The 22,557-nt window shown below is 37.7% G+C and carries 19 protein-coding genes and 1 tRNA gene; 14 read left to right on the top strand and 6 right to left on the bottom strand.

The genetic code is table 11. The features are described 5' to 3' along the window. Positions 1–55 precede the first annotated feature (55 nt). Positions 56–1,315: a valine--pyruvate transaminase gene (locus LW139_RS19315; protein ID WP_166539110.1), complete on the top strand. Its 1,260-nt coding sequence runs from the start codon at positions 56–58 to the stop codon at positions 1,313–1,315. Positions 1,316–1,580: 265 nt separating this feature from the next. Here LW139_RS19315 and LW139_RS19310 read toward each other — a convergent pair whose 3' ends face one another. Beyond that, the gene (locus LW139_RS19310) at positions 1,581–3,239 is read right to left on the bottom strand and encodes a putative transporter (protein ID WP_247850398.1); all 1,659 of its coding nucleotides are present in this window, start codon (positions 3,237–3,239) and stop codon (positions 1,581–1,583) included. A gap of 387 nt (positions 3,240–3,626) precedes the next feature. Between LW139_RS19310 and LW139_RS19305 the strand changes: the two genes are divergently transcribed. Further along, entirely contained in the window at positions 3,627–3,962 is a 336-nt protein-coding gene (locus tag LW139_RS19305) for a YceK/YidQ family lipoprotein (RefSeq protein WP_208105078.1), read from the top strand. A 74-nt stretch (positions 3,963–4,036) separates the two neighbouring features. Here LW139_RS19305 and LW139_RS19300 read toward each other — a convergent pair whose 3' ends face one another. Next, positions 4,037–4,342 (bottom strand): DUF5339 family protein, encoded by a 306-nt coding sequence (locus LW139_RS19300; protein WP_166539108.1) that lies wholly within the window; start codon positions 4,340–4,342, stop codon positions 4,037–4,039. 300 nt (positions 4,343–4,642) lie between these two features. Here LW139_RS19300 and LW139_RS19295 point away from each other — a divergent pair. The 8 genes from LW139_RS19295 (at position 4,643) to LW139_RS19260 (ending at position 14,196) form a co-directional block, all read left to right on the top strand. After that, positions 4,643–4,719 (top strand) — tRNA-Pro (locus LW139_RS19295). An 870-nt stretch (positions 4,720–5,589) separates the two neighbouring features. After that, positions 5,590–7,197: a dipeptide ABC transporter periplasmic-binding protein DppA gene (dppA, locus tag LW139_RS19290; protein WP_166539107.1), complete on the top strand. Its 1,608-nt coding sequence runs from the start codon at positions 5,590–5,592 to the stop codon at positions 7,195–7,197. Between the two features lie 153 nt (positions 7,198–7,350). Continuing rightward, positions 7,351–8,370: a dipeptide ABC transporter permease DppB gene (gene dppB / locus LW139_RS19285; protein WP_247850397.1), complete on the top strand. Its 1,020-nt coding sequence runs from the start codon at positions 7,351–7,353 to the stop codon at positions 8,368–8,370. 10 nt (positions 8,371–8,380) lie between these two features. Continuing rightward, positions 8,381–9,283 carry a dipeptide ABC transporter permease DppC gene (gene dppC / locus LW139_RS19280; RefSeq protein WP_072068807.1) on the top strand — a complete coding sequence of 301 codons (903 nt, stop codon included), beginning with the start codon at positions 8,381–8,383 and terminating at the stop codon, positions 9,281–9,283. A gap of 12 nt (positions 9,284–9,295) precedes the next feature. Further along, positions 9,296–10,279, top strand: a complete 984-nt coding sequence (gene dppD, locus LW139_RS19275) for a dipeptide ABC transporter ATP-binding protein (RefSeq protein WP_247850396.1) — start codon at positions 9,296–9,298, stop codon at positions 10,277–10,279. Beyond that, a complete protein-coding gene (dppF, locus tag LW139_RS19270; protein ID WP_227336146.1) occupies positions 10,272–11,273 on the top strand; it encodes a dipeptide ABC transporter ATP-binding subunit DppF in 1,002 nt (333 codons plus the stop codon). The genes dppD and dppF overlap by 8 nt, the downstream gene beginning before the upstream one ends. Before the next feature lie 523 nt (positions 11,274–11,796). After that, positions 11,797–12,507 (top strand): HAMP domain-containing protein, encoded by a 711-nt coding sequence (locus LW139_RS19265; RefSeq protein ID WP_109409039.1) that lies wholly within the window; start codon positions 11,797–11,799, stop codon positions 12,505–12,507. A 174-nt stretch (positions 12,508–12,681) separates the two neighbouring features. Beyond that, positions 12,682–14,196, top strand: a complete 1,515-nt coding sequence (locus tag LW139_RS19260; RefSeq protein ID WP_227336145.1) for an insulinase family protein — start codon at positions 12,682–12,684, stop codon at positions 14,194–14,196. 102 nt (positions 14,197–14,298) lie between these two features. Here LW139_RS19260 and LW139_RS19255 read toward each other — a convergent pair whose 3' ends face one another. The 4 genes from LW139_RS19255 to LW139_RS19240 form a co-directional block, all read right to left on the bottom strand. Further along, positions 14,299–15,309: a serine hydrolase domain-containing protein gene (locus tag LW139_RS19255; RefSeq protein WP_166539103.1), complete on the bottom strand. Its 1,011-nt coding sequence runs from the start codon at positions 15,307–15,309 to the stop codon at positions 14,299–14,301. An 80-nt stretch (positions 15,310–15,389) separates the two neighbouring features. Next, positions 15,390–15,599 carry a 2-hydroxymuconate tautomerase family protein gene (locus tag LW139_RS19250; RefSeq protein ID WP_109408944.1) on the bottom strand — a complete coding sequence of 70 codons (210 nt, stop codon included), beginning with the start codon at positions 15,597–15,599 and terminating at the stop codon, positions 15,390–15,392. 70 nt (positions 15,600–15,669) lie between these two features. Further along, on the bottom strand, positions 15,670–16,689 hold the full coding sequence (gene yhjD / locus LW139_RS19245) for an inner membrane protein YhjD (protein WP_109408943.1): 1,020 nt from the start codon (positions 16,687–16,689) through the stop codon (positions 15,670–15,672). A 327-nt stretch (positions 16,690–17,016) separates the two neighbouring features. Continuing rightward, a complete protein-coding gene (locus tag LW139_RS19240; protein WP_227336143.1) occupies positions 17,017–17,406 on the bottom strand; it encodes a DUF1090 domain-containing protein in 390 nt (129 codons plus the stop codon). A 180-nt stretch (positions 17,407–17,586) separates the two neighbouring features. Here LW139_RS19240 and LW139_RS19235 point away from each other — a divergent pair, with 180 nt between their 5' ends. From LW139_RS19235 to LW139_RS19220, 4 genes are all read left to right on the top strand, one after another. Further along, positions 17,587–18,429, top strand: a complete 843-nt coding sequence (locus LW139_RS19235; protein ID WP_166539101.1) for a 23S rRNA (adenine(2030)-N(6))-methyltransferase RlmJ — start codon at positions 17,587–17,589, stop codon at positions 18,427–18,429. A 144-nt stretch (positions 18,430–18,573) separates the two neighbouring features. After that, complete coding sequence (gorA, locus tag LW139_RS19230; protein WP_227336142.1) at positions 18,574–19,929, top strand: glutathione-disulfide reductase; 1,356 nt, start codon at positions 18,574–18,576, stop codon at positions 19,927–19,929. 609 nt (positions 19,930–20,538) lie between these two features. Beyond that, on the top strand, positions 20,539–21,957 hold the full coding sequence (locus LW139_RS19225) for an NAD(P)/FAD-dependent oxidoreductase (protein ID WP_166539099.1): 1,419 nt from the start codon (positions 20,539–20,541) through the stop codon (positions 21,955–21,957). A gap of 48 nt (positions 21,958–22,005) precedes the next feature. Then, positions 22,006–22,503 (top strand): RidA family protein, encoded by a 498-nt coding sequence (locus LW139_RS19220; RefSeq protein WP_072068788.1) that lies wholly within the window; start codon positions 22,006–22,008, stop codon positions 22,501–22,503. Positions 22,504–22,557 lie beyond the last annotated feature (54 nt).

Genomic DNA, 22,557 nt, shown 5'->3' with positions numbered 1-22,557 from the left:
AGCTCGCGGTATGGTATTTCTTAACGAGAAAGCAACATAGAAGATACCTGCAAAGATGACTCAACTATCACAATTCGGGCAAAAATTTGCTCAACATTCAGGCATTGCTCGCTTGATGCAAGATTTAAATGAAGGAATACGGACACCGGGTGCCGTGATGTTGGGAGGTGGTAATCCTGCGCATATTCCTGAAATGGACAACTATTTCCGCCAGTTACTTAAAGAGATGACAGAAAATGGCACGTTAAGTGATGCAGTTTGTAACTATGATGGCCCGCAAGGCAAAGATGCTATGTTACAAGCGTTGGCGGCATGTTTAAAAGAGAAGCTAGGCTGGAATATTTCGGCAAAAAATATTGCATTAACCAATGGTAGCCAAAGTGCTTTTTTCTATTTGTTCAATTTATTAGGTGGTACAACGCCTGAAGGCAAGAAACGTAAAATTCTTTTTCCTATAGCGCCTGAATATATCGGTTATGCCGATTCTGGATTAGAAGAAGATCTGTTTGTTGCAAATAAGCCAACTATAGAAATGTTGCCAAATGGGCAATTCAAATACCATGTTGATTTTGCTCATCTTGAAATTGGTGATGATATTGCGGCTATTTGTGTTTCTAGACCAACAAATCCAACAGGTAATGTTATTACTGATGACGAAGTTGAAAAGCTAGAGGACTTAGCTAAACGGCATAATATCCCTCTTATTATAGATAATGCTTATGGTGTTCCTTTTCCGGGTATCATTTTCACTCAAGCAACACCTCGTTGGAATGACAATACTATTCTATGTATGAGCTTGTCTAAATTAGGTCTACCCGGCGCACGTTGTGGCATTATCATCGCCAGTGAAGAGCTGATTTCGGCCATTACAAATGTGAATGGCATTATTAGTCTTGCACCTGGTGGAATTGGACCTGCAATGGCATTAGAAATGCTAAAACGTGATGATTTGATGCGATTATCTCAAGAGATAATTGGGCCTTTTTATCATCAACGAGTGCTTGAAACTATTGATATTATTCGCCGTTACTTGCCTGAAGAACGTTGCCTTATTCATAAACCAGAAGGCGCTATTTTCTTGTGGTTGTGGTTTAAAGACTTACCTGTTTCTTGTGAAGAGCTATATCGTCGTTTGAAAAAACGCGGTGTATTAATGGTGCCGGGGCATTACTTTTTTCCGGGATTAGAAGATTCATGGGATCACGCTCATCAATGTATGCGTATGAATTACGTGCCTGAGCCTGAATTGATAGAGAAAGGAATAAAAATTCTGGCTGAAGAAATCGAGAATATCTATCAGCCAGTGAATATCTAATAAAAATGCCCCTTCAGCGAGAAGAAGGGGCAAAGACAATAACGAGGACTTTTGAGCATAAGTTTGACGGAAAGAAATTGATTACTAAATATTTAGTAATCCGTCTCAATCTAAATTTCTTAGCACGAGAACTATTAAAACAGACAATCATAAAATCTATGGCTTAAATAAGAGCCATTCATGGCCTTAATTATCCCTCTGCTAAGCAAAATGTGGATTTTAGTAACATATTAGGTTCAACTGATTAATATATTTATTATTTTTGCTACAAACTCCAGATAATAAGTGCCATTAATTGTGGTGTTATTATGCGTAAAAACATCGCTAAAGGATAAACGGTGGCATAAGAAAGTGCCGCAGCTCCACTTGAGCTATGTATTGAATTGGCAAAGGCCAGTGCAGGTGGATCGGTCATTGAACCAGCTAACATTCCGCAAAGAGTTAAATAATTAAGTTTAAAGAAGATCCTGGCTATGATCCCCACAATTAATAACGGTAATAGTGTAATAAGAATGCCGTAGCCAATCCAACTCAGCCCTTGACCATAAATTAAAGTTTCAATAAATTCGCCACCAGAATTTAGCCCTACTACGGCAAGAAACATGACAATGCCCAATTCACGCAATGCTAAGTTTGCGCTTGGTGGCATAAACCAATAGAGCTTACCGAATGTTCCAATACGCCCTAAAATTAAGGCAACAACAAGAGGGCCACCGGCTAATCCCAGTTTAAGAGCTACGGGAATACCGGGAATGAAAATAGGAATAGAGCCAAGTAAAACCCCCAATCCAATACCAATAAAAACGGGTAGCATTTGAACTTGCTCTAATTTTTGACGAGCATTACCTAACAGGACAGTAATCGCTTCTATAGATTCAGGGCGACCAACAACATTAAGAATATCCCCGAACTGCAACATACTGTTATTGCTTGGAATTAGTTCGATACCTGCGCGGTTTAATCGAGTTACGACAACATCGTATTTTCTTTTAAGATCAAGATCTTTTAAACGCTTACTAAGTACGGAATCATTCGTGACAACGATCCGTACTGATTGTAGTAAATTGGTTGATGTTGAGAGTGAAGCGTCAACCTCTTCGCCTAATACAAGGCGTACTTTATTAAGATCTTCTTTCGAGCCAACAATATGCAGCAAATCCCCTAACTGAATAATCGTTGATGGCATCGGTACCATAATGTTATCACCACGTTTTAAACGAGAGCATACGATGGCATCTTCATTGAGTAGTGGGATATCTTGCATTAATAAACCATCTAAATTGGGGTTTTTAATGGCAATATTAATAGTATGTAGTGCCTCTTTAGTACTATTTTGCTGGTTACTAAAGGTTTTCGCTTCGTCATCAATGTTGATTTTAAAAAACACACGAATAAGCCACATAACTAACAAGATGCCACAAATTCCCATAGGATAAGCCATCGCATAGCCCATTCCCATTTGCCCGATTAAAGCAGGATCAATATGTAAATCAGTGAGTATCTGTTGCCCCGCGCCCAGAGACGGGGTATTGGTGACAGCACCAGAAAAAATACCCAAAATAATAGGTAAAGGAACATCAAATAAGCGATAAATTGAGGCGGTGATGATAGAACCAAGAAGAATAATGAAAATCGCAAAGGCGTTGAGTTTTAATCCAGAAACACGTAATGAAGAGAAAAAACCAGGGCCAACTTGAATACCAATGGTATAAACGAAAAGAATAAGACCGAATTCTTGAATAAAATGAAGAGTTTGTGCGTTGAGTGAAAGGTTATAGTGTTGAGCAAAATGCCCAATAATTATACCACCAAAAAGAACGCCGCCTATTCCTAGGCTGACTCGATAGATTTTGATATTGCCAATCCAAAGACCTAGAGCGCCTGCTAATGACAACATCACCATTGTTAATGCAATATCACTCATAAAAAAGATCCTATACTCAAAAAATAAAAATTAAAAAATTGAGCTAAAACGATAAACCTATTTTGGCAAAGAACAAAGAAAGTCGCTGTGTCTTATCGCACAGATTCGGAATATATAAAGATCAAAAAAATAAGAAAGATAAATATAGAGTTAAAATGTTTTTTTAAAATAAAGAGGGTTGAATTTTAATATCAGAGAAACATAATAATTGGTAATTTTATTATGTTTTTTTTAATTATATTAATAAGGTTTTTTGTGCATGCTTATTTATTTAATTATTGAAAAATTAAGCTATTTTATATCATCTTTCTCTTGTCCTATAAGAGAAAACAGGTTTAACTATATGATAAAAAGTGTTGACTCCTGATCTTGTTTTATAGGTGCCCTATGATATTTAGAAAGACGAGTAAAAATTTAACATTAATCACATTTTTAATGACCTTGTTGACGGGATGTTCTAGCGTTATGACACATGCTGGCCCCAATAAAGAGCTTTATTCAGGGACAAAAAATAATATGGCAATGCTAAAAGATGATGAAACAGGGTGGGCAATGAAACCCTTAGTTCTTTTAGATTTTCCTTTTAGTGCAGTATTAGATACTTTGTTACTGCCTTATGATTATTATACCAAGAGTGATGATAAAAGTGATAACTCACCAAAAGAACGAGTAAAAAGATTAGAAAGTACAACAGCAGATAATAATTATGAAAATAAGAATTAATATCAAAATAATGACTAAATAATGAATAAGTAATTCTATTTAGTCATTATCTGTTTGTTTAACTATTTATAGGGCTATTTATTTAATACTGTTTCTTCTTTAGGGCCAAACATTTTATTAAGGCTATTAAGCTCTTGCATTTCTTTATCACATATTACTTTTTGTTCTGTTAGCGATGCTGCCATTATCTGTTTTTTACTTTGCTCAAAATTTCCTTTAATTTCAGGTATATTATGCTTTAGATCCTCACGTTGAGAAATATACTGAATAAATTTGTCTGCTTCTTTAAAGTACACTCGGCAAGCATGTGCCGTGGATGCTTGGGCTGGAAGTGTGGTTAACAACAGGAGTAATGCGAGGCTCCACCAACATTGTTTCATTCTCTAAACTACCCACCTTATTTGACATAAGTAAATTATATAAAAAGCATATAAAATAAACGATAGTATTAGCGAATAAATTTGTTATTTTTTCTTGTTTTTTATCAGCAATGTAAAGAAAAACAGAATTTGCAGAGAATATAGAAGAAGCCGATTGTTATAGTTACGCTAAAAGTGGGTGGATTTTATGATAAAAAAGTTAAAAATCAAGCGTTTTGGTTGAAAACCATACGAACAGTCAGGGGATACTAAAAAAGTATTGACGCAGTGGGTTTCTGGCAGTAAGATGCACCTCGTTTTCGGCGAGTAGCGCAGCCTGGTAGCGCAACTGGTTTGGGACCAGTGGGTCGGAGGTTCGAATCCTCTCTCGCCGACCATATTAAGAAACCCCGCTTTTAAAGCGGGGTTTTGTCGTTTTAGTCTTACCAAAAATACCTCACTCTTATTTTTGATTTCACCATAAAAGGTGTTTTCTCTCGATCAACCTTACTTCTATCTCATCTCTATTTGCATTCCAAACTCCCATACAGTTCAGAAACAGAGAGCTGTGGAAATATTTTCCAAATCAAGATAAATATTGGCTAAAAATGCAGTAGGTTTCGCTGACCTATAAAGTTGTTTAGGCATTAAATTATTTTAGACGTTTTTAATAATTTTAATAAACAGTCTAAAGATGTCTTTAAATTTTCTTTCAATGCCACTTTTTATGGGCGATAGAACTTCTGATAATGCTTAAAGAATATAAATTTTTCACTATGAAAGAATTAAAATCATTAATAACAGACTGAATTTCATGGTCTTATCTAGTTAAGTGATTTGCTAAGAGGCAAAGATTAATACTTTTCACTCTATTTGTCTGATCAAAACTAAAATCAGGATCCTCTAGCAAGGTGATTATTTTTCTTCCATAACAGAATAAAGCACCAAGTTCTTTGTTTCATTTCAAAATATTCGTTCAATATTTAAGCGGTTAATCACAAATTATAGCTTTTTTTAAAACAGTCATTTCACTTAAGGATTTCTTAATGTGTGGTTTTATTGACTAGATATTAGTCAGAGACTTATTTTTTTATTCTGAGTTTGTTCGATATTCGTTTCATTTGTGTTTATAACTTGTTCTTTTTACGGAGTAGACCCTTATTGACGTAAGGGGATACAGTTGGTTAATTGAACAATGACAAAATAAAAAGGCATTCCGTTTTTAAACAGGAAGCCAAAACACAACAGAACAATTTCGGAGAGTAATGATGAAAAGCTCCAAAAAACAGACAGGAATTTTAACCGCAACAATCGGGCTACTTGCATTAGCTGTTTCTGCGGGTGTGCAGGCAAAAACATTAGTATATTGCTCCGAAGGTTCACCTGAAGGATTTAACCCTCAGCTATTTACCTCAGGAACAACCTATGACGCAAGTTCGGTACCTATTTATGATCGTTTAGTTGAATTTAAATTGGGTACAACGGAAATCATTCCAGGACTCGCTGAAAGTTGGGATGTGAGTGATGATGGTAAGGTGTATACCTTCCATTTACGTAAAGGCGTGAGTTGGCATAGTAGCAAAACCTTTAAGCCAACCCGTGAATTTAACGCAGATGACGTAATGTATACGTTTATGCGTCAAATGGACCCACAACATCCTTACCATAAAGTGTCTGGCGGAAGTTACGAATACTTTTCAGGAATGGACATGAACAACATGATCGAGAAAATCGAAAAAGTTGATGATCATACCGTTCGTTTTGTTTTAACACGTTCAGAAGCGCCTTTTATTGCTGATATGGCAATGGACTTTGCATCCATATTATCTGCGGAATATGCCGATAATATGATGAAAGCAGGAACACCTGAAAAAGTAGATTTAGATCCTATTGGTACAGGGCCTTTCCAATTACAACAATATCAAAAAGATTCTCGTATTCTTTATAAAGCAAATGACCAATATTGGGGTAAAAAGCCAGACATTGATCGCTTAGTTTTCTCTATTACACCTGATGCTTCTGTGCGTTATGCTAAATTGCAAAAAGGTGAGTGTCAGGCGATGCCTTTCCCAAATCCTGCTGATATTGCGAAAATGAAACAAAATAGCGATATCAATCTGTTAGAACAGCCGGGCTTAAACGTGGGTTATATCTCGTTTAACGTTGAGAAGAAACCTCTAGATAACCAAAAAGTTCGTCAAGCATTAAGTATGGCTGTGAACAAAGACGCGATTATTGAAGCGGTTTACCAAGGTGCAGGCCAAAAAGCAAAAAATCTTATTCCACCAACAATGTGGGGTTATAACGATGATATTGTTGATTATGAATATAACCCTGAAAAAGCCAAGGCACTGCTAAAAGAAGCGGGTCTTGCTGATGGCTTTACTATCGATTTATGGGCAATGCCAGTACAACGCCCTTATAACCCAAATGCACGTCGTATGGCTGAAATGGTACAAGCGGATTGGGAAAAAATTGGCGTTAAAACCAAAATTGTAAGTTACGAGTGGGGTGAATATCTCAAACGTGCTAAATCCGGCGAACACCAAGCGGTAATGATGGGTTGGACTGGGGATAATGGGGATCCAGATAACTTCTTTGCGACATTATTTAGCTGTGCTGCGAAAGAGCAAGGTTCAAACTATTCTAAGTGGTGCTATAAGCCATTTGAAGATCTGATCCAGCCTGCGCGAGTAGCGTCAGATCATGAAAAACGTGTCGAGCTTTATAAACAAGCTCAAGTCGTTATGCACGATCAAGCTCCTGCACTAATTATTGCTCACTCTACGGTATATGAGCCAGTGAGTAAAAAAGTGGAGAACTATGTGGTTGATCCATTAGGTAAACATCACTTCGAGAATGTCTCTCTGAAATAATAGCAATACCTTACTTAAGTACGGTGTCTTTCTTCATGAAAGGCACCGCTATTCCATAATAAAGAATACATTCAGTACACTGTGGGCGCAGGGGATTTTCTCCTGATTTATCAGCGCTATCTTTTAGCTGATGTTTGAAAAGAGAACTAGGATATGCTGCAATTTATCCTTCAACGTTTGGGACTTGTGATCCCTACGTTTATCGGAATTACATTACTTACGTTTATTTTCGTACATCTTATTCCCGGCGATCCGGTAATGATTATGGCGGGTGAGCGTGGTCTATCTCCAGAGCGCCATGCTTATTTAATGGCGGAGTTAGGGTTGGATAAACCGTTATGGCAACAATACCTTAATTACCTAAATGGTATTCTTCATGGTGATTTGGGGATTTCATTAAAAAGCCGCATTCCTGTCTGGGATGAATTTTTACCTCGTTTTAAAGCCACTTTAGAACTTGGCGTTTGTGCCATGATCTTTGCGGTTTCAGTCGGTATTCCTGTGGGCGTTTTAGCTGCGGTGAAACGTGGCTCTATCTTTGATCATACTGCGATTAGTGTGTCATTAGCAGGTTATTCCATGCCAATTTTCTGGTGGGGGATCATGTTAATCATGCTGGTGTCTGTAAAATTAGACCTAACGCCAGTATCTGGACGTCTCGCTGATAGTGTCTTTTTAGATGACAGTAATCCTCTTACCGGATTTATGCTAATTGATACCTTTATTTGGGGTGAAGAAGGGGATTTCATTGATGCTATCCATCATATTATTTTACCTGCAATTGTATTAGGAACCATTCCTCTAGCGGTTATCGTGCGTATGACACGCTCTTCAATGCTTGAAGTATTAGGGGAAGATTATATTCGTACAGCAAGAGCAAAAGGCTTAAGCCGTGCTCGCGTCATTCTTATTCACGCATTACGTAATGCGATGTTGCCTGTTGTCACTGTTATTGGATTACAAGTTGGGACAATGCTGGCTGGCGCAATCTTAACAGAAACCATCTTCTCATGGCCGGGATTAGGACGCTGGTTAATTGATGCCTTACAACGACGAGACTACCCCGTAGTTCAAGGTGGTGTGCTGGTAATTGCAACGATGATTATTTTTGTCAATCTGTTGGTTGATGTTCTTTATGGCATTGTGAATCCACGTATTCGCCATAAAAAATAAGGAATGCATAATGACTGAAAATAAAGTTACACCGGTCATCAATGCACCGGCTCCCATGACACCCTTCCAAGAATTTTGGCACTATTTTAAACAAAATAAGGGCGCAGTTGTTGGATTAATTTATATCGTAATTATGTTGCTGATTGCGTTATTTGCAGGCTTTCTTGCGCCTCACGCACCGAATGAGCAATTTCGTGATTTCTTATTAGCGCCTCCTGTTTGGCAAGAAGGGGGAAGTTGGCAATTTATTCTAGGTACTGATGATGTTGGCAGAGATATTCTTTCTCGCTTAATGTTTGGTGCTCGTCTTTCATTATTAGTTGGCTGTATCGTTGTCGTACTGTCACTTATCTTAGGAATTATTCTAGGGCTAGCAGCAGGTTATTTTGGTGGTCTTGTGGATATCGGCATTATGCGAGTGGTCGATATTATGCTGGCATTACCCAGTTTATTATTGGCATTAGTGCTGGTAGCAATTTTTGGGCCTTCTATCGTTAATGCGTCTATTGCACTGACTTTTGTTGCTTTACCTCATTATGTCCGATTAACACGAGCTGCTGTTTTAATTGAAGTAAACCGTGACTATGTTATTGCGTCTCGCGTTGCTGGTGCGGGGTCAATGCGCCAAATGTTTATCAATATCTTACCTAACTGTCTTGCGCCTTTAATTGTTCAAGCTTCTTTAGGTTTTTCTAATGCAATCTTAGATATGGCGGCATTGGGCTTTTTAGGTATGGGCGCTCAGCCTCCAACTCCTGAGTGGGGAACTATGTTATCTGACGTGTTGCAGTTTACACAAAGTGCATGGTGGGTTGTGACGTTCCCTGGTCTTGCTATTTTGTTTACTGTGCTTGCCTTTAATTTAATGGGTGACGGTTTACGAGATGCGCTTGATCCGAAATTAAAGCAGTAACGGAGTAAGAAGATGGCATTATTAAATATTAATCAATTATCGGTTCACTTTGGTGATGAAGATACTCCGTTTAAAGCGGTAGACAGAATTAGCTATCAAGTTGAAGAAGGGCAAGTCGTTGGTATTGTTGGAGAGTCTGGTTCAGGTAAATCTGTGAGCTCACTGGCTATTATGGGGCTGATTGATTTTCCGGGGCGAGTAAGTGCTCAAGAGCTTTATTTTGATGGCAGAGATTTAATGAAAATCTCTGAATCAGAGCGACGTAATTTGGTGGGAGCCGATGTCGCAATGATTTTCCAAGATCCAATGACCAGCCTAAACCCCTGTTTTACGGTTGGCTATCAAATCATGGAAGCATTGAAAGTTCATCAAGGTGGAAGCCGAAAAACACGTAAACAACGTGCTATCGACCTTTTAACGTTGGTGGGTATTCCTGATCCTGCTTCACGTTTAGATGTGTATCCTCATCAACTTTCTGGCGGTATGAGCCAGCGAGTGATGATTGCAATGGCGATTGCTTGTCGCCCTAAGTTATTGATTGCTGATGAACCGACAACGGCTCTGGATGTAACTATTCAGGCGCAGATCATCGAACTATTGTTGGATTTACAAAAGCAAGAAAATATGGCGCTAGTGCTTATCACTCACGATTTAGCATTAGTGGCAGAAGCCGCCGACACCATTATTGTGATGTATGCAGGGCAAGTTGTTGAATCAGGAAAGGCATCAGAAATTTTTAAATCACCTCGTCATCCTTATACACAGGCACTATTAAGAGCATTACCTGAATTTGCCAGCAACAAAGCGCGATTAACTTCATTATCTGGGGTTGTACCAGGTCGCTATGATAGACCAACGGGATGTTTACTTAATCCTCGTTGTCCTTATGCTCATGATGAATGCTATAAAACAGAACCTGTTTTAAGAGAATTGGGAACACATCGCGTGAAATGTCATACACCGTTAGATAATACAGGGAGACCTACTCATGGTTGAAGTTAATCCAAATGTCACTACTCCCTTATTAAAGGCGGTCAATTTAGCCAAGTATTACAATGTTAAAGGAGGGCTGTTTTCAAAAGAGAAAACAGTGAAAGCGCTCGATGGTGTTTCATTTGAGTTAGAGCGAGGTAAAACCTTGGCGATTGTTGGCGAATCAGGATGTGGAAAATCGACATTAGGTCGATTATTAACCATGATTGAGATCCCCACTTCAGGGGAGCTTTCTTACCGTGGGCAGAATCTGTTGATCAAAGATAAATCAGCAGAGAAATTGCGTCGCCAAAAGATCCAAATTGTATTTCAAAATCCTTATGGATCATTAAACCCCCGTAAAAAGGTGGGACAAATTCTAGAAGAGCCACTTTTGATCAATACGACACTTAACGTATCTGAACGTAAAGAAAAAGTATTATCAATGATGGCAAAAGTGGGATTGAAAACAGAGCATTATAGCCGATATCCCCACATGTTTTCTGGTGGTCAACGTCAGCGTATTGCTATTGCTCGTGGTTTAATGCTTGAGCCGGATATTGTGGTGGCGGATGAACCCGTTTCTGCTCTCGATGTTTCAGTGCGTGCTCAAGTGCTAAATTTAATGATGGATCTTCAACAGGATATGGGGCTTTCTTATGTCTTTATTTCTCATGACCTTTCCGTTGTTGAGCATATTGCAGATGAAGTTATTGTGATGTATTTAGGACGTTGTGTAGAAAAAGGTACTAAGGCTCAAATTTTTGAAAACCCTCAGCATCCTTATACACAAGCCTTGTTATCAGCAACGCCAAGATTAACACCTGAATTAAGACGCGAACGTATTAAATTAACAGGAGAATTGCCAAGCCCGTTAAATCCACCACCAGGGTGTGCTTTTGCAGCACGTTGCCGCCGTGCATTTGGGACATGCAGTCAATTACAGCCAACTTTAAAAGATTATAATGGCCAACTTATTGCTTGTTTTGCTGTTGAGCAAGATAACATAGCACCTTAAATAAAAAAGAATATATTTAATCAAAGAGGAGCAATATATTAAAATATATTGCTCCTTTTTTTAATTATATTAAGCTAATCTAAATGAAACAATCCTATTATGATTCAGTAAATATTAAATGTTATTTCATGTGAATTTCTTAAAATATTAAGTGGTGCTGGTATTAAAAATAAAAAATATTTATATATTAAAATATTATTATTCTTTTATTTTTGTTTTTAACATCTTAATAAGATTTTTATAGATTTAAATTTACATGGTATTGTATTTTTTAGTGAAATATATTCTATAATCAAAATAATATGGCAATATTGCGGTTAAAAAAGTGAAACCCAGTATTTATCTCATTTTACTATTTTTATCTTACAACTATACTCAAATAATAATAATTATATATTTATCTACTTTAGTTTTAATGGATAGACAGTTTTTATCGCGCTATTTTCTTTATTGAGGGTGATACATAATCTAAAAAATACAGTATAATCACTCTGTTCAAGTATGTATATTGGAAATAGCAATGATGAAACCTCATCTTAAACATTCATTAACAATAAAACAGATGGCCGCAGTTGCGGGCGTTACGTTGGTGACTATTGCTATTTTTATCAGTATCCAACTTGTCTATTTGATAGATCAACGCCGTGAAGATTATCAAAATCAGCTTTTTAATGCGGGTGTCAGTATCCAGCAACCACTTGCTGATGCATTGTTACGATCAGATTTAAATGATGCCAAAAAACAGATAATTGGGTTAAAAGCAACGGGTATCCTCGGTAAAGCGATAGTGATGCAACCTGAGAATATTCAAGTGATGAACTTAGATTTTGCACCCAAAAAAGACGTATCTGATTTCTCAAGCTGGCTTTTTGGTATCCCTGTTGAGGCTGTTATTCCATTACAGCCATTAGGTATTACTTCAACAGATGATAAGTCTTATACCGGCTATCTTATTTTACAGGCTGACACAAACCGTTTTTATCGTTTTGCCAGCAACACTGTCGCACTAATGTTAACCACATATCTGTTAATGGGACTTATTCTAACGGTTGCGATTAGCTGGTGTATCAATCGTATTGTGGTGAAACCTTTACGCCAAATAGCCGTTACTCTTAATAAAGATAGCCAAGTTTCTGCTTTATCTTGTCCAGAATCACATCGTGATGATGAGATTGGTTTGCTGGTTAAAGGATATAATCATCAAAAATCTGATCAAAAATTGCCGAAGGTCTGAACCTTCTTACGCCATAATGAGTCTAATCACTATAGTGATTTCATTTCATGTTTCTGTGGTGACAAAGAATGATAATACAAAAAATAGACATCAAACATCTAACATGTCTTTTGGCGCTTATTGTTAAACCTCATAAGTGGTTTAATACCAAGGATTAATAAAACAGAGGTTCACATGCAGGGTGTAATGACACGAATTTTATTGGGAAGCGTTATGTTTGGCGCTGTTGTTTGCCAAGTTCAGGCCGAAGCTTTACAGCCTGATCCTGCTTGGCAAGAAGGGCGACTAGCAAATGGTTTTCAGTGGCAAATCTTACAAACACCGCAACGCCCTAATGATAGAATACAAATTCGTTTATTAGTGAATACAGGTTCTTTATCAGAGAAAAGCAGTGAAACGGGTTTTTCATCCTTGGTGTCTAAACTCAATGTATTAGAAAATACAGGCCTGACACCAGAGAAGCGCGATAACTTATGGAAAAATGCGTTAGATCCAGATTATCCGTTACCGCCAATGATCGTTTCATACGATTTTACGGTTTATAATTTAAGTCTGCCAAATAACCAACCTGAACTATTAAAAGATGCTTTTGCATTGCTTGCGGGAATTGCTAAGCCAGCGCAATATACTGAAAATGCAGTCCGTAACGCTGTTCAGTCCCCACTTCCTATTGCCACATTTCCACTTAATATTGAAGATCCTATTTGGCGCTCACGTCTTGAAGGATCTAATCTAAAAGGCCACAATCCCGGTAAGCCAGTTAATCAGTCAGTTAATACAAAAGAATTATCAGATTATCAACAGCGTTGGTATACCCCTGATATGATGACGCTTTATATTACTGGCAATGTTGATAATCGAGTATTGACCGAAAGTATTAATCAGGCCTTTTCATCGCTATCTGGAAAGCGAGTTACCCCTGTTCCAGTACCGATGTTGGCAGATATGAAGCCTGAAACATTATATGTACAAGAGCCCATGCGAGCTAAAGATCAAATTTCTTTAATTTGGGATCTAGATTGGTCGCCAGTAAAAGACTCTGATGCGTTAAATAAATATTGGTTAAGTGATTTAGCACGCGAAGTGATCTTTGTTCATTTAGGCCGTAGCCTTGAACAACGTAAAGAAAATGACAGTACGCAAGTTAACATTGATTGCAGAGTACAATATCAGCGCGCCAGTTGTTCTTTGAATGTTGATACTGCGACAGCAAATATTCCAGCGTTAGCATCATGGGTGGGTGAAGAATTAGGTCGTTTGCGTAATCAAGGCATTAGCGATGAGTTATATAAAGAGCTTCAACAAGAGAAACAACTTCAGTTAACACAGCTTTTTGCCCGCTATGCAAAAACAAGTACGGCTATTTTAATTAATCAGCGTTTGTTATCACAACAAAGCAATATTATTGATATTCCTCCTGAGCAATATCAACGTTTACGCCAAGCATTTTTAGCCGGTTTAACTAAAGAAACATTAAATCAGGAGCTTTCAAGAGTATTGTCTGAAGATATTACTTTTGTATTAACGCAAAGTGGTGAAACACCGACCGTAAATTTAGGTGAATTGCGTATTCAATTTGAAAAGCAAGTTCATCCAGAAGTAGTAAATACACCAGCTTCAGAACCCGCTAATACGGCACCAAATAAAACGGTGGAAACACCTACAGTGACAACTCCGGCGAAGAAATAACCATAAAATAATTCGTTGTGCTGATATAAAAAATTAGCGTTTATACAATTAAAAAAGCCAAAAGTGTTATTAATACATTTTTGGCTTTTTGCTTTTTTAATATTAAAGGCGTTTAAATGCTTCTTTAATTATTTCAGTTAATGCTTCACGGTTATTTTTTTGAGTTGTAAAGCCTGCAATAGCAATTTGTTTTTCAGGCAAATAACAAGCAACAGAACCCCAATAACCTAGATGATAATAAAGAGTCCCTAAGTTCGTCTCTTCAGCCATCAACCCTAAACGATAATTTGTAGCACCAGTATGTGAGCCTTGCCATTTCATCTCTTTTAAGGTGGATGGATGTGCATACACTCTATCTTCAAAAAGATCTGCTGTGAATTTAGCTAATTCAAGCGTTGTCATCACAAGACCTCCACCACCAAAAGTATCCATTGAGGCATCAATGTGAGTACCTTCATGTTCCCCGGCAAATTGTCTAGCGCGAGTTTTCTTGGATATGGGTTGTGGCTCCAGACCTTCCCACCATGTTTGGGGTAAATCTAAGTCTTGAAAATGTAATAATTCACGAACTGCTGTAGCCATATTTTTTCTCATAAATTGAGAAAGAATATCGCCTAATAAGATGTATCCAGTATCTGAATAAATAAAGCGTTTTCCAGCAGGGATAATGGGAAAACCTTGGTGAGCATAATGCGCGATCTGTTCTTCTCGAGTCCACTGATGGGTGGGGCTATTTATGACTTTCTCAAGGTAAGCTTCATTTGCGTGATCAAATAAACCACTGCTGTGGCTTAATAAATGGCGCAATGTGATAGTGTTAAGATCATACCCTAGCTCTAATAATGTCTGTTGATAATTAGTACTTAAATACTTAGTTATGTCATCATCAAGGGACAGAGCATCTTGTTCCCATAAACGTAAAAAAGCGGCTGCGAGAAAGGTTTTTGTATTGCTTGCGATCCGAAAAGGAGTATCTACAGTTAATTTTTTCAGGGTACTTTCATCGGCAAATCCATGTGCCATACCAAAAGGGTATTGAATGCCGGCACCTGTAATATAAATAGCACTCGCTGAGGGTAAGGCATGAAAAGCATCAGTCATTGATTGAACCATAGTTACTTCCTTATCTATCAGGAAAATAAATCAGTAAAAAGGGTGTACTTGGCACCCTTTATTTATTCTGCAATTATTCTTTATTTATTTTTTGCCACTGCTCGTAATTCTGTTACGGTTTTACCGCCTATTCCCCAGTTATCCGTTTCTACTTCATCGATCACAACGACTGTGGTTGCTGGGTTTTTGCCTAAGACATCAACCAAAAGTTGTGTTGCACCCGCAATAAGTTGTTCTTTTTGTTCGGCAGTTGCACCTTCGCGTGTGATTTTAATATTAACGTATGGCATTTTTTTTCCTTATTACGTTATTGATAGACGGTTAATGCAGGGAATTAACCATTGTAGTTTTATCATAAAATTAAGATGTTGATTGCGTTTCAGTCAGCTGTTCTTTACGCATATTTGGACCATCAGTGGCGATCCACGCGGCACAAAAGAGTGTTAATCGAGCAAAAAAGTAGAAGAAAGCCATTAAGCCTATTACCGAACCAAATGCGGCACCTGAAGGTGAGCTTGCTATTCTTGGTAGCATCCATGTCATTACGGATTTTAAAATTTCAAAGCCAATGGCGGCGATAAGCGTACCTTTCATAAGAGAAATACGTTTAGGTTGATGGCGAGGTAAAATCCATAATATCCACAAAAATAGTAAATAGTTTGCAGTAATGGAGATTGTTAGGCCGATGGTTGTCCATGCCGGCGTTAACCATTCAATGCCATCTAATCCTAAGGTATGAACAATCATTCTTTGGGCTGATCCCGCAACAGAAGTGAGTGTTATAGTGACAATTAACGCAAAGAGTAAGCCAATCAGCGCTAAGAAATCACGGAAATAGCGGAAATAGATTTTTTCTTGCTCTTCTTTGTTTCTTTCCCAAACAAGTCGTGATTGTGCCAAAATGGCCTGACGTAAGTTACCAACCCAATTAACACCAGAATAAAGTGCAATTGCTAAACCCGTTAAACCGACAGTTGTACGTTGACGAACAGCGGTATCAATACTTTGTTGAACGGTTGCAGCCAATGTTGGATCGTCGATACTATTTGCTACACCAGTAATTAATTTAGCGAGCAAATCGGGATTTGAGGCTAAAACAAAACCGGCACAGGCAAAGGAAAGCATTAATACAGGGATTAATGATAAAAATGAGAAATAAGTGATAGCGGCACCAAACTGATTTCCCATTCTATCAGTGAAGCGCTCTGCGGCACGAATAAGATGTGCAATAAAAGGAATATTGGTAATGAAATTACTAATTTTTATCCCAATACCGATGGCTTTTTTTCCACCATGTAATCCTTTTTCCAGCCCTTTTTTTAGTGGCTGAGTCAGTTGAGTTTTTTCATCTGCTGTTTTTTGTTGCTGCTCTTCTGACATATATCCTCTTTAATTAGATCAGTCCATTTTTAATAAATTAGTAGTATTACTATAGTTTCTACTCAAAAATAGCATAGCTTAATTTCTATTACATACCTTATGCTTATTGTAATTAGCCTCTGATTTAGATGATGTAATTGTTTGTTCTGGTTTAAGTGTAGATGATGAACTATTAAAAGGCGTGATCACCTTGTACTTAATTAAGAATACAAAACCAATACAGTAATTCTGAATTGGTTGAGTTTAATTAGAAAATGGCTACTCGCGTATTGTTCTATTCTGTATTTCATAAATAAATAAGGAGTAGGCATTGATTTATGATGATAATTATTTTGTCAGTAGATTTAATTCATCTTCAATAGCTTTTAATTCTGCTTTTTCTTCAGCCAATTTTCTTTCTTGTTTGGCGATTTTATCTGTATCACCTTTGAGTTGAGCTTCTTTTAATTCAAGTTCACGCTCTTTGACATCAAGTTGTTTTTCACGTAATTCAAGGCGCGTATTTTCAACCACTTTTTCTGGTGCGCAATAACGCTCAACATTTTGTAATGCTCGTTCTAAGCCTTGTAGGCGGTATTGATTACCGTGTGCTTTTGCATATTCCATCTGTTTTTGGATATTTTGTTTTTTAATCTCGCAGCCATTGATTGAGGTGTTGGCATACACACTGCTAACAGACAGTGTTAATGCAATTGCGGTAAAGAGTACTTTTTTCATTTTAATATCCTATCTAATCTTAAGTGAAATATAGGATTATCATAACGACTGAACACTAAGACACAACGTTTCTTTCGCTTTCAATGAAGAAGTTCGGCTTTTTCTGATACACTGAACTTAATCAAGCTTTCAGAGTAAATTCACTACTAAGCTATACTTATTTCTAACGGAAGATAAAGAATGCTGAGCTATCGCCATAGTTTTCATGCTGGCAACCACGCCGATGTTTTAAAACATATTGTTCAAACACTCATCATTGAGTCTTTAAAAGAGAAAGAAAAACCATTTCTTTATCTTGATACTCATGCTGGCGCTGGACGTTATCAATTAACCAATGCTCATGCGACTCGCACTGGCGAATATCTAGAAGGTATTGCACGCTTATGGCAACAAGATGAGGTACCAGAGCTTATTTTACCTTACCTTGAAGCCGTTGGAGAATTAAACTCAAATGGTGAACTGCGTTATTATCCTGGTTCTCCTTTATTGGCGGGAAAACTATTAAGAGAACAAGATTCTTTGGTGTTAACGGAATTACACCCAACAGATTACCCTCTATTACGCACAGAATTTTCTCGTGATCCGCGAGTGAGAGTTTCTCGCGAAGATGGTTTTGGCCAATTGAAATCTAAACTACCACCCGCAAGTCGTCGTGGATTCGCATTAATTGATCCTCCTTATGAGCTTAAACAGGATTATTCTGCTGTAGTGAAAGGTGTTGTGGAAGGTCATAAACGCTTTGCAACGGGAACATATGCGATTTGGTATCCAGTGGTTCATCGTCAGCAAATTAAGCGTATGCTAAAAGAGCTTGAAGCAACTGGCATTCGTAAAATTTTACAAATTGAATTAGCAGTAAAACCTGATAGTGATCAATTAGGTATGACGGCATCAGGTATGATTGTGATTAACCCACCTTGGAAGCTAGAGTCACAAATGAAATCAATATTACCTTGGTTACATAAAACATTAGTTCCTGAAGGTATTGGTCATACATCAGTTGAATGGGTTGTACCAGAATAAGCATCCTTATTATTGTTTTTGCCTATTACTGTAAAAGCTAAAATCTGACGTGCTATGTATTAAATTTTGTCATAATAGACTTTATGACATGAAAGACTTAGCCTGTGAGTTACCTATTTTTCTACAGATAAATGGATCAGAGAAATGACGAGCAAACATTACGATTATATCGCCATTGGTGGCGGTAGTGGCGGTATCGCATCAATTAATAGAGCAGCAATGTATGGCCAAAAATGTGCATTAATTGAAGCGAAAGCATTAGGTGGCACTTGTGTTAATGTGGGCTGTGTACCTAAAAAAGTGATGTGGCATGCAGCGCAAATTGCCGAAGCTATTCATCAATATGGCCCTGATTATGGTTTTGATACGACGGTTAATCGTTTTGATTGGGATACTCTTATCAGTAGCCGTTCTGCTTATATTGACCGTATTCATCAGTCTTATGACCGTGTATTAGGTAATAATAAAGTTGATGTTATCCAAGGGTTTGCTCGTTTTGTTGATGCGAATACGATTGAAGTCAACGGTGAGAAAATCACAGCCGATAATATTCTGATTGCAACAGGCGGACGTCCTGTTCAACCTAATATTCCAGGTGCCGAATATGGCATTAATTCTGACGGCTTCTTTGAGTTAAAAGCATTACCAAAACGTGTTGCTGTCGTTGGTGCTGGTTATATTGCAGTAGAACTTGCAGGTGTGTTAAATGCTTTAGGAAGTGAAACGCATCTATTTGTACGCAAACATGCCCCACTGCGTAATTTCGATCCATTAATTGTTGAAACTCTGCTTGAAGTGATGGAGAGCGAAGGGCCTAAGCTACATACTCACGCGATCCCTAAAGCGGTGATCAAAAATTCAGATGGCAGTTTAACGCTACAGCTGGAAAACGGCACAGAACAAACCGTCGATACTTTAATTTGGGCAATTGGTCGCGAGCCTGCAACCGATAACCTTAATCTGACAGTAACAGGCGTTGAGTTAAACGAAAAAGGTTATATCAAAGTCGATAAATTCCAAAATACCAATGTAAAGGGAATTTATGCTGTGGGCGATAACACTGGTGCGGTTGAATTAACCCCGGTCGCAGTTGCTGCAGGCCGTCGTCTATCAGAGCGTTTATTTAACAATAAACCTAATGAGCACTTAGATTATTCGAATATCCCTACGGTTGTCTTTAGCCATCCAGCTATTGGTACTGTTGGTTTAACAGAGCCTCAAGCCGTTGAGCAATACGGTGCTGAACAGGTCAAAGTATATAAATCTTCTTTCACCGCAATGTATAGTGCTGTGACTCGTCATCGCCAACCTTGCCGTATGAAACTTGTTTGTGTGGGAGCTGATGAAAAAATTGTCGGTATTCACGGTATTGGTTTTGGTATGGATGAAATGTTACAAGGTTTTGCAGTTGCACTGAAAATGGGGGCAACGAAGAAAGACTTTGATGACACTGTGGCAATTCACCCAACGGCAGCCGAAGAATTTGTTACCATGAGATAAGCGCATAATATCGCTTACTTTGAAATTAACATGCAAAAGCTAGAGTTTATACTCTGGCTTTTTTTATTGAAAATTTGTATTTATTCCTACTTTATTTTTAGTTTAACCCCTTTCTTTTCTATTTTTTCCTAAAAGCATATTCGTCTGCTTATTAACCACTAAACCAGTCATAAAGTGAAATAACTTATTTTGTAAAAAAAAGGTTATTACTCCGTCAATATCGACTTTTTATTTTATGCAATTGTGCGATAGGTTTTGCTCGTTTTGTAAACAAAAATTGACAGATTTACATGTTGTTTTGTATCAAAATGTTAATTAAAGAAACAATCATCTTTTTTATCACAAATCTTATAATTTATAATTATATTCTTATATATCAATGTATAACCATCTTACCCTCAGAGAATGAATGTCTTTAATTGATGTTTTTTTATGAGAAAAAACGATTGAAGTAACCATATTGTATCTGTGGATATTGTTGTTGGTGGAAATGATTAACAAATAATTATAATTATTAACAATATAATGAACTATGATAATATCCAATTTTAAAGATACAAATTAATAACATTATAAATATAAATGGTAAATCCATTACTGAGGTAGAAGATGAAAATTTCAAGGAGAAAGCTGCTTTTAGGTGTTGGTGCTGCGGGCGTTTTAGCTGGCGGTGCTGCGTTAGTTCCAATGGTTCGTCGTGATGGCAAATTCGTTGAAACTAAATCTAGAGTATCATTTGTCGAAGGGACAGAAGGTGCTCTACCTAAAGAGTCTGATGCAGTGATTATCGGTGCTGGTATCCAAGGCATCATGACCGCTATCAACCTTGCAGAACGTGGCATGAGTGTCACTATTTTAGAAAAAGGCGAGATTGGCGGTGAACAATCGGGCCGAGCATACAGCCAAATTATTAGCTATCAAACATCACCAGAAATTTTCCCATTACATCATTACGGGAAAATCTTATGGCGTGGTATGAACGAGAAAATTGGTGCAGACACCAGTTATCGTACACAAGGTCGCGTAGAAGCACTTGCTGATGAAAAAGCGTTTGATAAAGCCCAAGCATGGATCAAAACAGCAAAAGAATCTGCAGGATTTGATACGCCATTAAATACTCGCATTATTAAAGGTGATGAGTTATCAAACCGTCTTGTTGGTGCGCAAACGCCATGGACTGTTGCTGCTTTCGAAGAAGACTCAGGTTCTGTTGATCCAGAAACAGGTACACCAGCATTAGCACGTTATGCTAAGCAAATTGGTGTAAAAATCTACACCAACTGTGCAGTAAGAGGTATTGAAACTGCTGGTGGTAAAATTTCTGATGTTGTAACAGAAAAAGGTGCAATTAGAACATCTCATGTTGTTCTTGCTGGTGGTATTTGGTCACGCCTATTTATGGGTAACATGGGCATTGATATTCCAACGCTGAATGTTTACTTATCACAACAACGTGTATCAGGTGTTCCTGGCGCACCTCGTGGTAACGTGCATTTACCAAACGGCATTCACTTCCGTGAGCAAGCGGATGGTACTTACGCTGTCGCACCACGCATTTTCACAAGTTCTATTGTGAAAGATAGTTTCTTATTAGGACCTAAGTTCATGCACCTATTAGGTGGTGGTGAGCTACCATTAGAATTCTCTATCGGTGAAGACTTATTTAATTCATTTAAGATGGCAACATCTTGGAAATTAGATGAAAAAACACCGTTCGAACAATATCGCATTGCAACAGCAACACAAAATACTGAGCACTTAGATGCTGTGTTCCAAAGAATGAAAGCTGAATTCCCTGTATTTGAAAAATCTCAAGTTGTTGAGCGTTGGGGTGCAGTTGTTAGTCCAACATTTGATGAATTACCTATTATTTCTGAGGTCAAAGAATATCCAGGCCTAGTTATTAATACCGCTACAGTTTGGGGAATGACTGAAAGCCCTGCAGCCGGTGAATTAACGGCTGATATTGTAACAGGTAAAAAACCAGTTATTGATCCAACACCATTTAGAATGGATCGTTTTAAGTAGTAATTAACCCCTTGTTTTACTGTAGATTAAACATTTTAAGGAGTTTTCATGCGCTATAAAAGTTTACTTGTTGCCCTGCCTTTTATTTTTGGTGTAGCAAGCGCAAATGCAGCGGAGAATGTTGTGCATCATAAATTAGACGGTATGCCTATTTCAGAAGCAGTTGAAATTAATGCAGGCAACAATCTGGTTTTCTTAAGTGGTAAAGTTCCTACTAAGAAATCAGCAAATGCACCAGAAGGTGAATTAGCTTCTTATGGTAATACAGAAGAACAAACCATTAATGTTCTAGAGCAAATCAAAACTAACTTGAATAATCTTGGTCTTGATATGAAAGACGTTGTTAAGATGCAAGTATTCTTAGTTGGTGGTGAAGAAAATAATGGCACTATGGATTTTAAAGGTTTCATGAACGGTTACTCTAAGTTCTATGATGCTTCAAAGACTGATCAACTACCAGCACGCTCAGCGTTCCAAGTTTATAAACTGGCGAACCCTGCATGGCGTGTAGAAATTGAAGTTATCGCTGTTCGTCCTGCAAAATAAGAACGAGAGCTTTTACTCAATTTCGACGTAAAACATCATCAAATAAAACGCCAA

This window comes from Proteus vulgaris, assembly GCF_023100685.1.
GTDB lineage: Bacteria > Pseudomonadota > Gammaproteobacteria > Enterobacterales > Enterobacteriaceae > Proteus.
The sequence above is the reverse complement of the archived record's forward strand: the minus strand, read 5'-3'. Positions and strand labels throughout refer to the sequence as shown.

Bases quoted from the DNA above. Each gene is read 5' to 3' on its own strand.
- LW139_RS19315 (WP_166539110.1), top strand. From the start codon at position 56: ATGACTCAACTATCACAATTCGGGCAAAAATTTGCTCAACATTCAGGC.
- LW139_RS19310 (WP_247850398.1), bottom strand. From the start codon at position 3,239: ATGAGTGATATTGCATTAACAATGGTGATGTTGTCATTAGCAGGCGCT.
- LW139_RS19305 (WP_208105078.1), top strand. From the start codon at position 3,627: ATGATATTTAGAAAGACGAGTAAAAATTTAACATTAATCACATTTTTA.
- LW139_RS19300 (WP_166539108.1), bottom strand. From the start codon at position 4,342: ATGAAACAATGTTGGTGGAGCCTCGCATTACTCCTGTTGTTAACCACA.
- dppA (WP_166539107.1), top strand. From the start codon at position 5,590: ATGAAAAGCTCCAAAAAACAGACAGGAATTTTAACCGCAACAATCGGG.
- dppB (WP_247850397.1), top strand. From the start codon at position 7,351: ATGCTGCAATTTATCCTTCAACGTTTGGGACTTGTGATCCCTACGTTT.
- dppC (WP_072068807.1), top strand. From the start codon at position 8,381: ATGACTGAAAATAAAGTTACACCGGTCATCAATGCACCGGCTCCCATG.
- dppD (WP_247850396.1), top strand. From the start codon at position 9,296: ATGGCATTATTAAATATTAATCAATTATCGGTTCACTTTGGTGATGAA.
- dppF (WP_227336146.1), top strand. From the start codon at position 10,272: ATGGTTGAAGTTAATCCAAATGTCACTACTCCCTTATTAAAGGCGGTC.
- LW139_RS19265 (WP_109409039.1), top strand. From the start codon at position 11,797: ATGAAACCTCATCTTAAACATTCATTAACAATAAAACAGATGGCCGCA.
- LW139_RS19260 (WP_227336145.1), top strand. From the start codon at position 12,682: ATGCAGGGTGTAATGACACGAATTTTATTGGGAAGCGTTATGTTTGGC.
- LW139_RS19255 (WP_166539103.1), bottom strand. From the start codon at position 15,309: ATGGTTCAATCAATGACTGATGCTTTTCATGCCTTACCCTCAGCGAGT.
- LW139_RS19250 (WP_109408944.1), bottom strand. From the start codon at position 15,599: ATGCCATACGTTAATATTAAAATCACACGCGAAGGTGCAACTGCCGAA.
- yhjD (WP_109408943.1), bottom strand. From the start codon at position 16,689: ATGTCAGAAGAGCAGCAACAAAAAACAGCAGATGAAAAAACTCAACTG.
- LW139_RS19240 (WP_227336143.1), bottom strand. From the start codon at position 17,406: ATGAAAAAAGTACTCTTTACCGCAATTGCATTAACACTGTCTGTTAGC.
- LW139_RS19235 (WP_166539101.1), top strand. From the start codon at position 17,587: ATGCTGAGCTATCGCCATAGTTTTCATGCTGGCAACCACGCCGATGTT.
- gorA (WP_227336142.1), top strand. From the start codon at position 18,574: ATGACGAGCAAACATTACGATTATATCGCCATTGGTGGCGGTAGTGGC.
- LW139_RS19225 (WP_166539099.1), top strand. From the start codon at position 20,539: ATGAAAATTTCAAGGAGAAAGCTGCTTTTAGGTGTTGGTGCTGCGGGC.
- LW139_RS19220 (WP_072068788.1), top strand. From the start codon at position 22,006: ATGCGCTATAAAAGTTTACTTGTTGCCCTGCCTTTTATTTTTGGTGTA.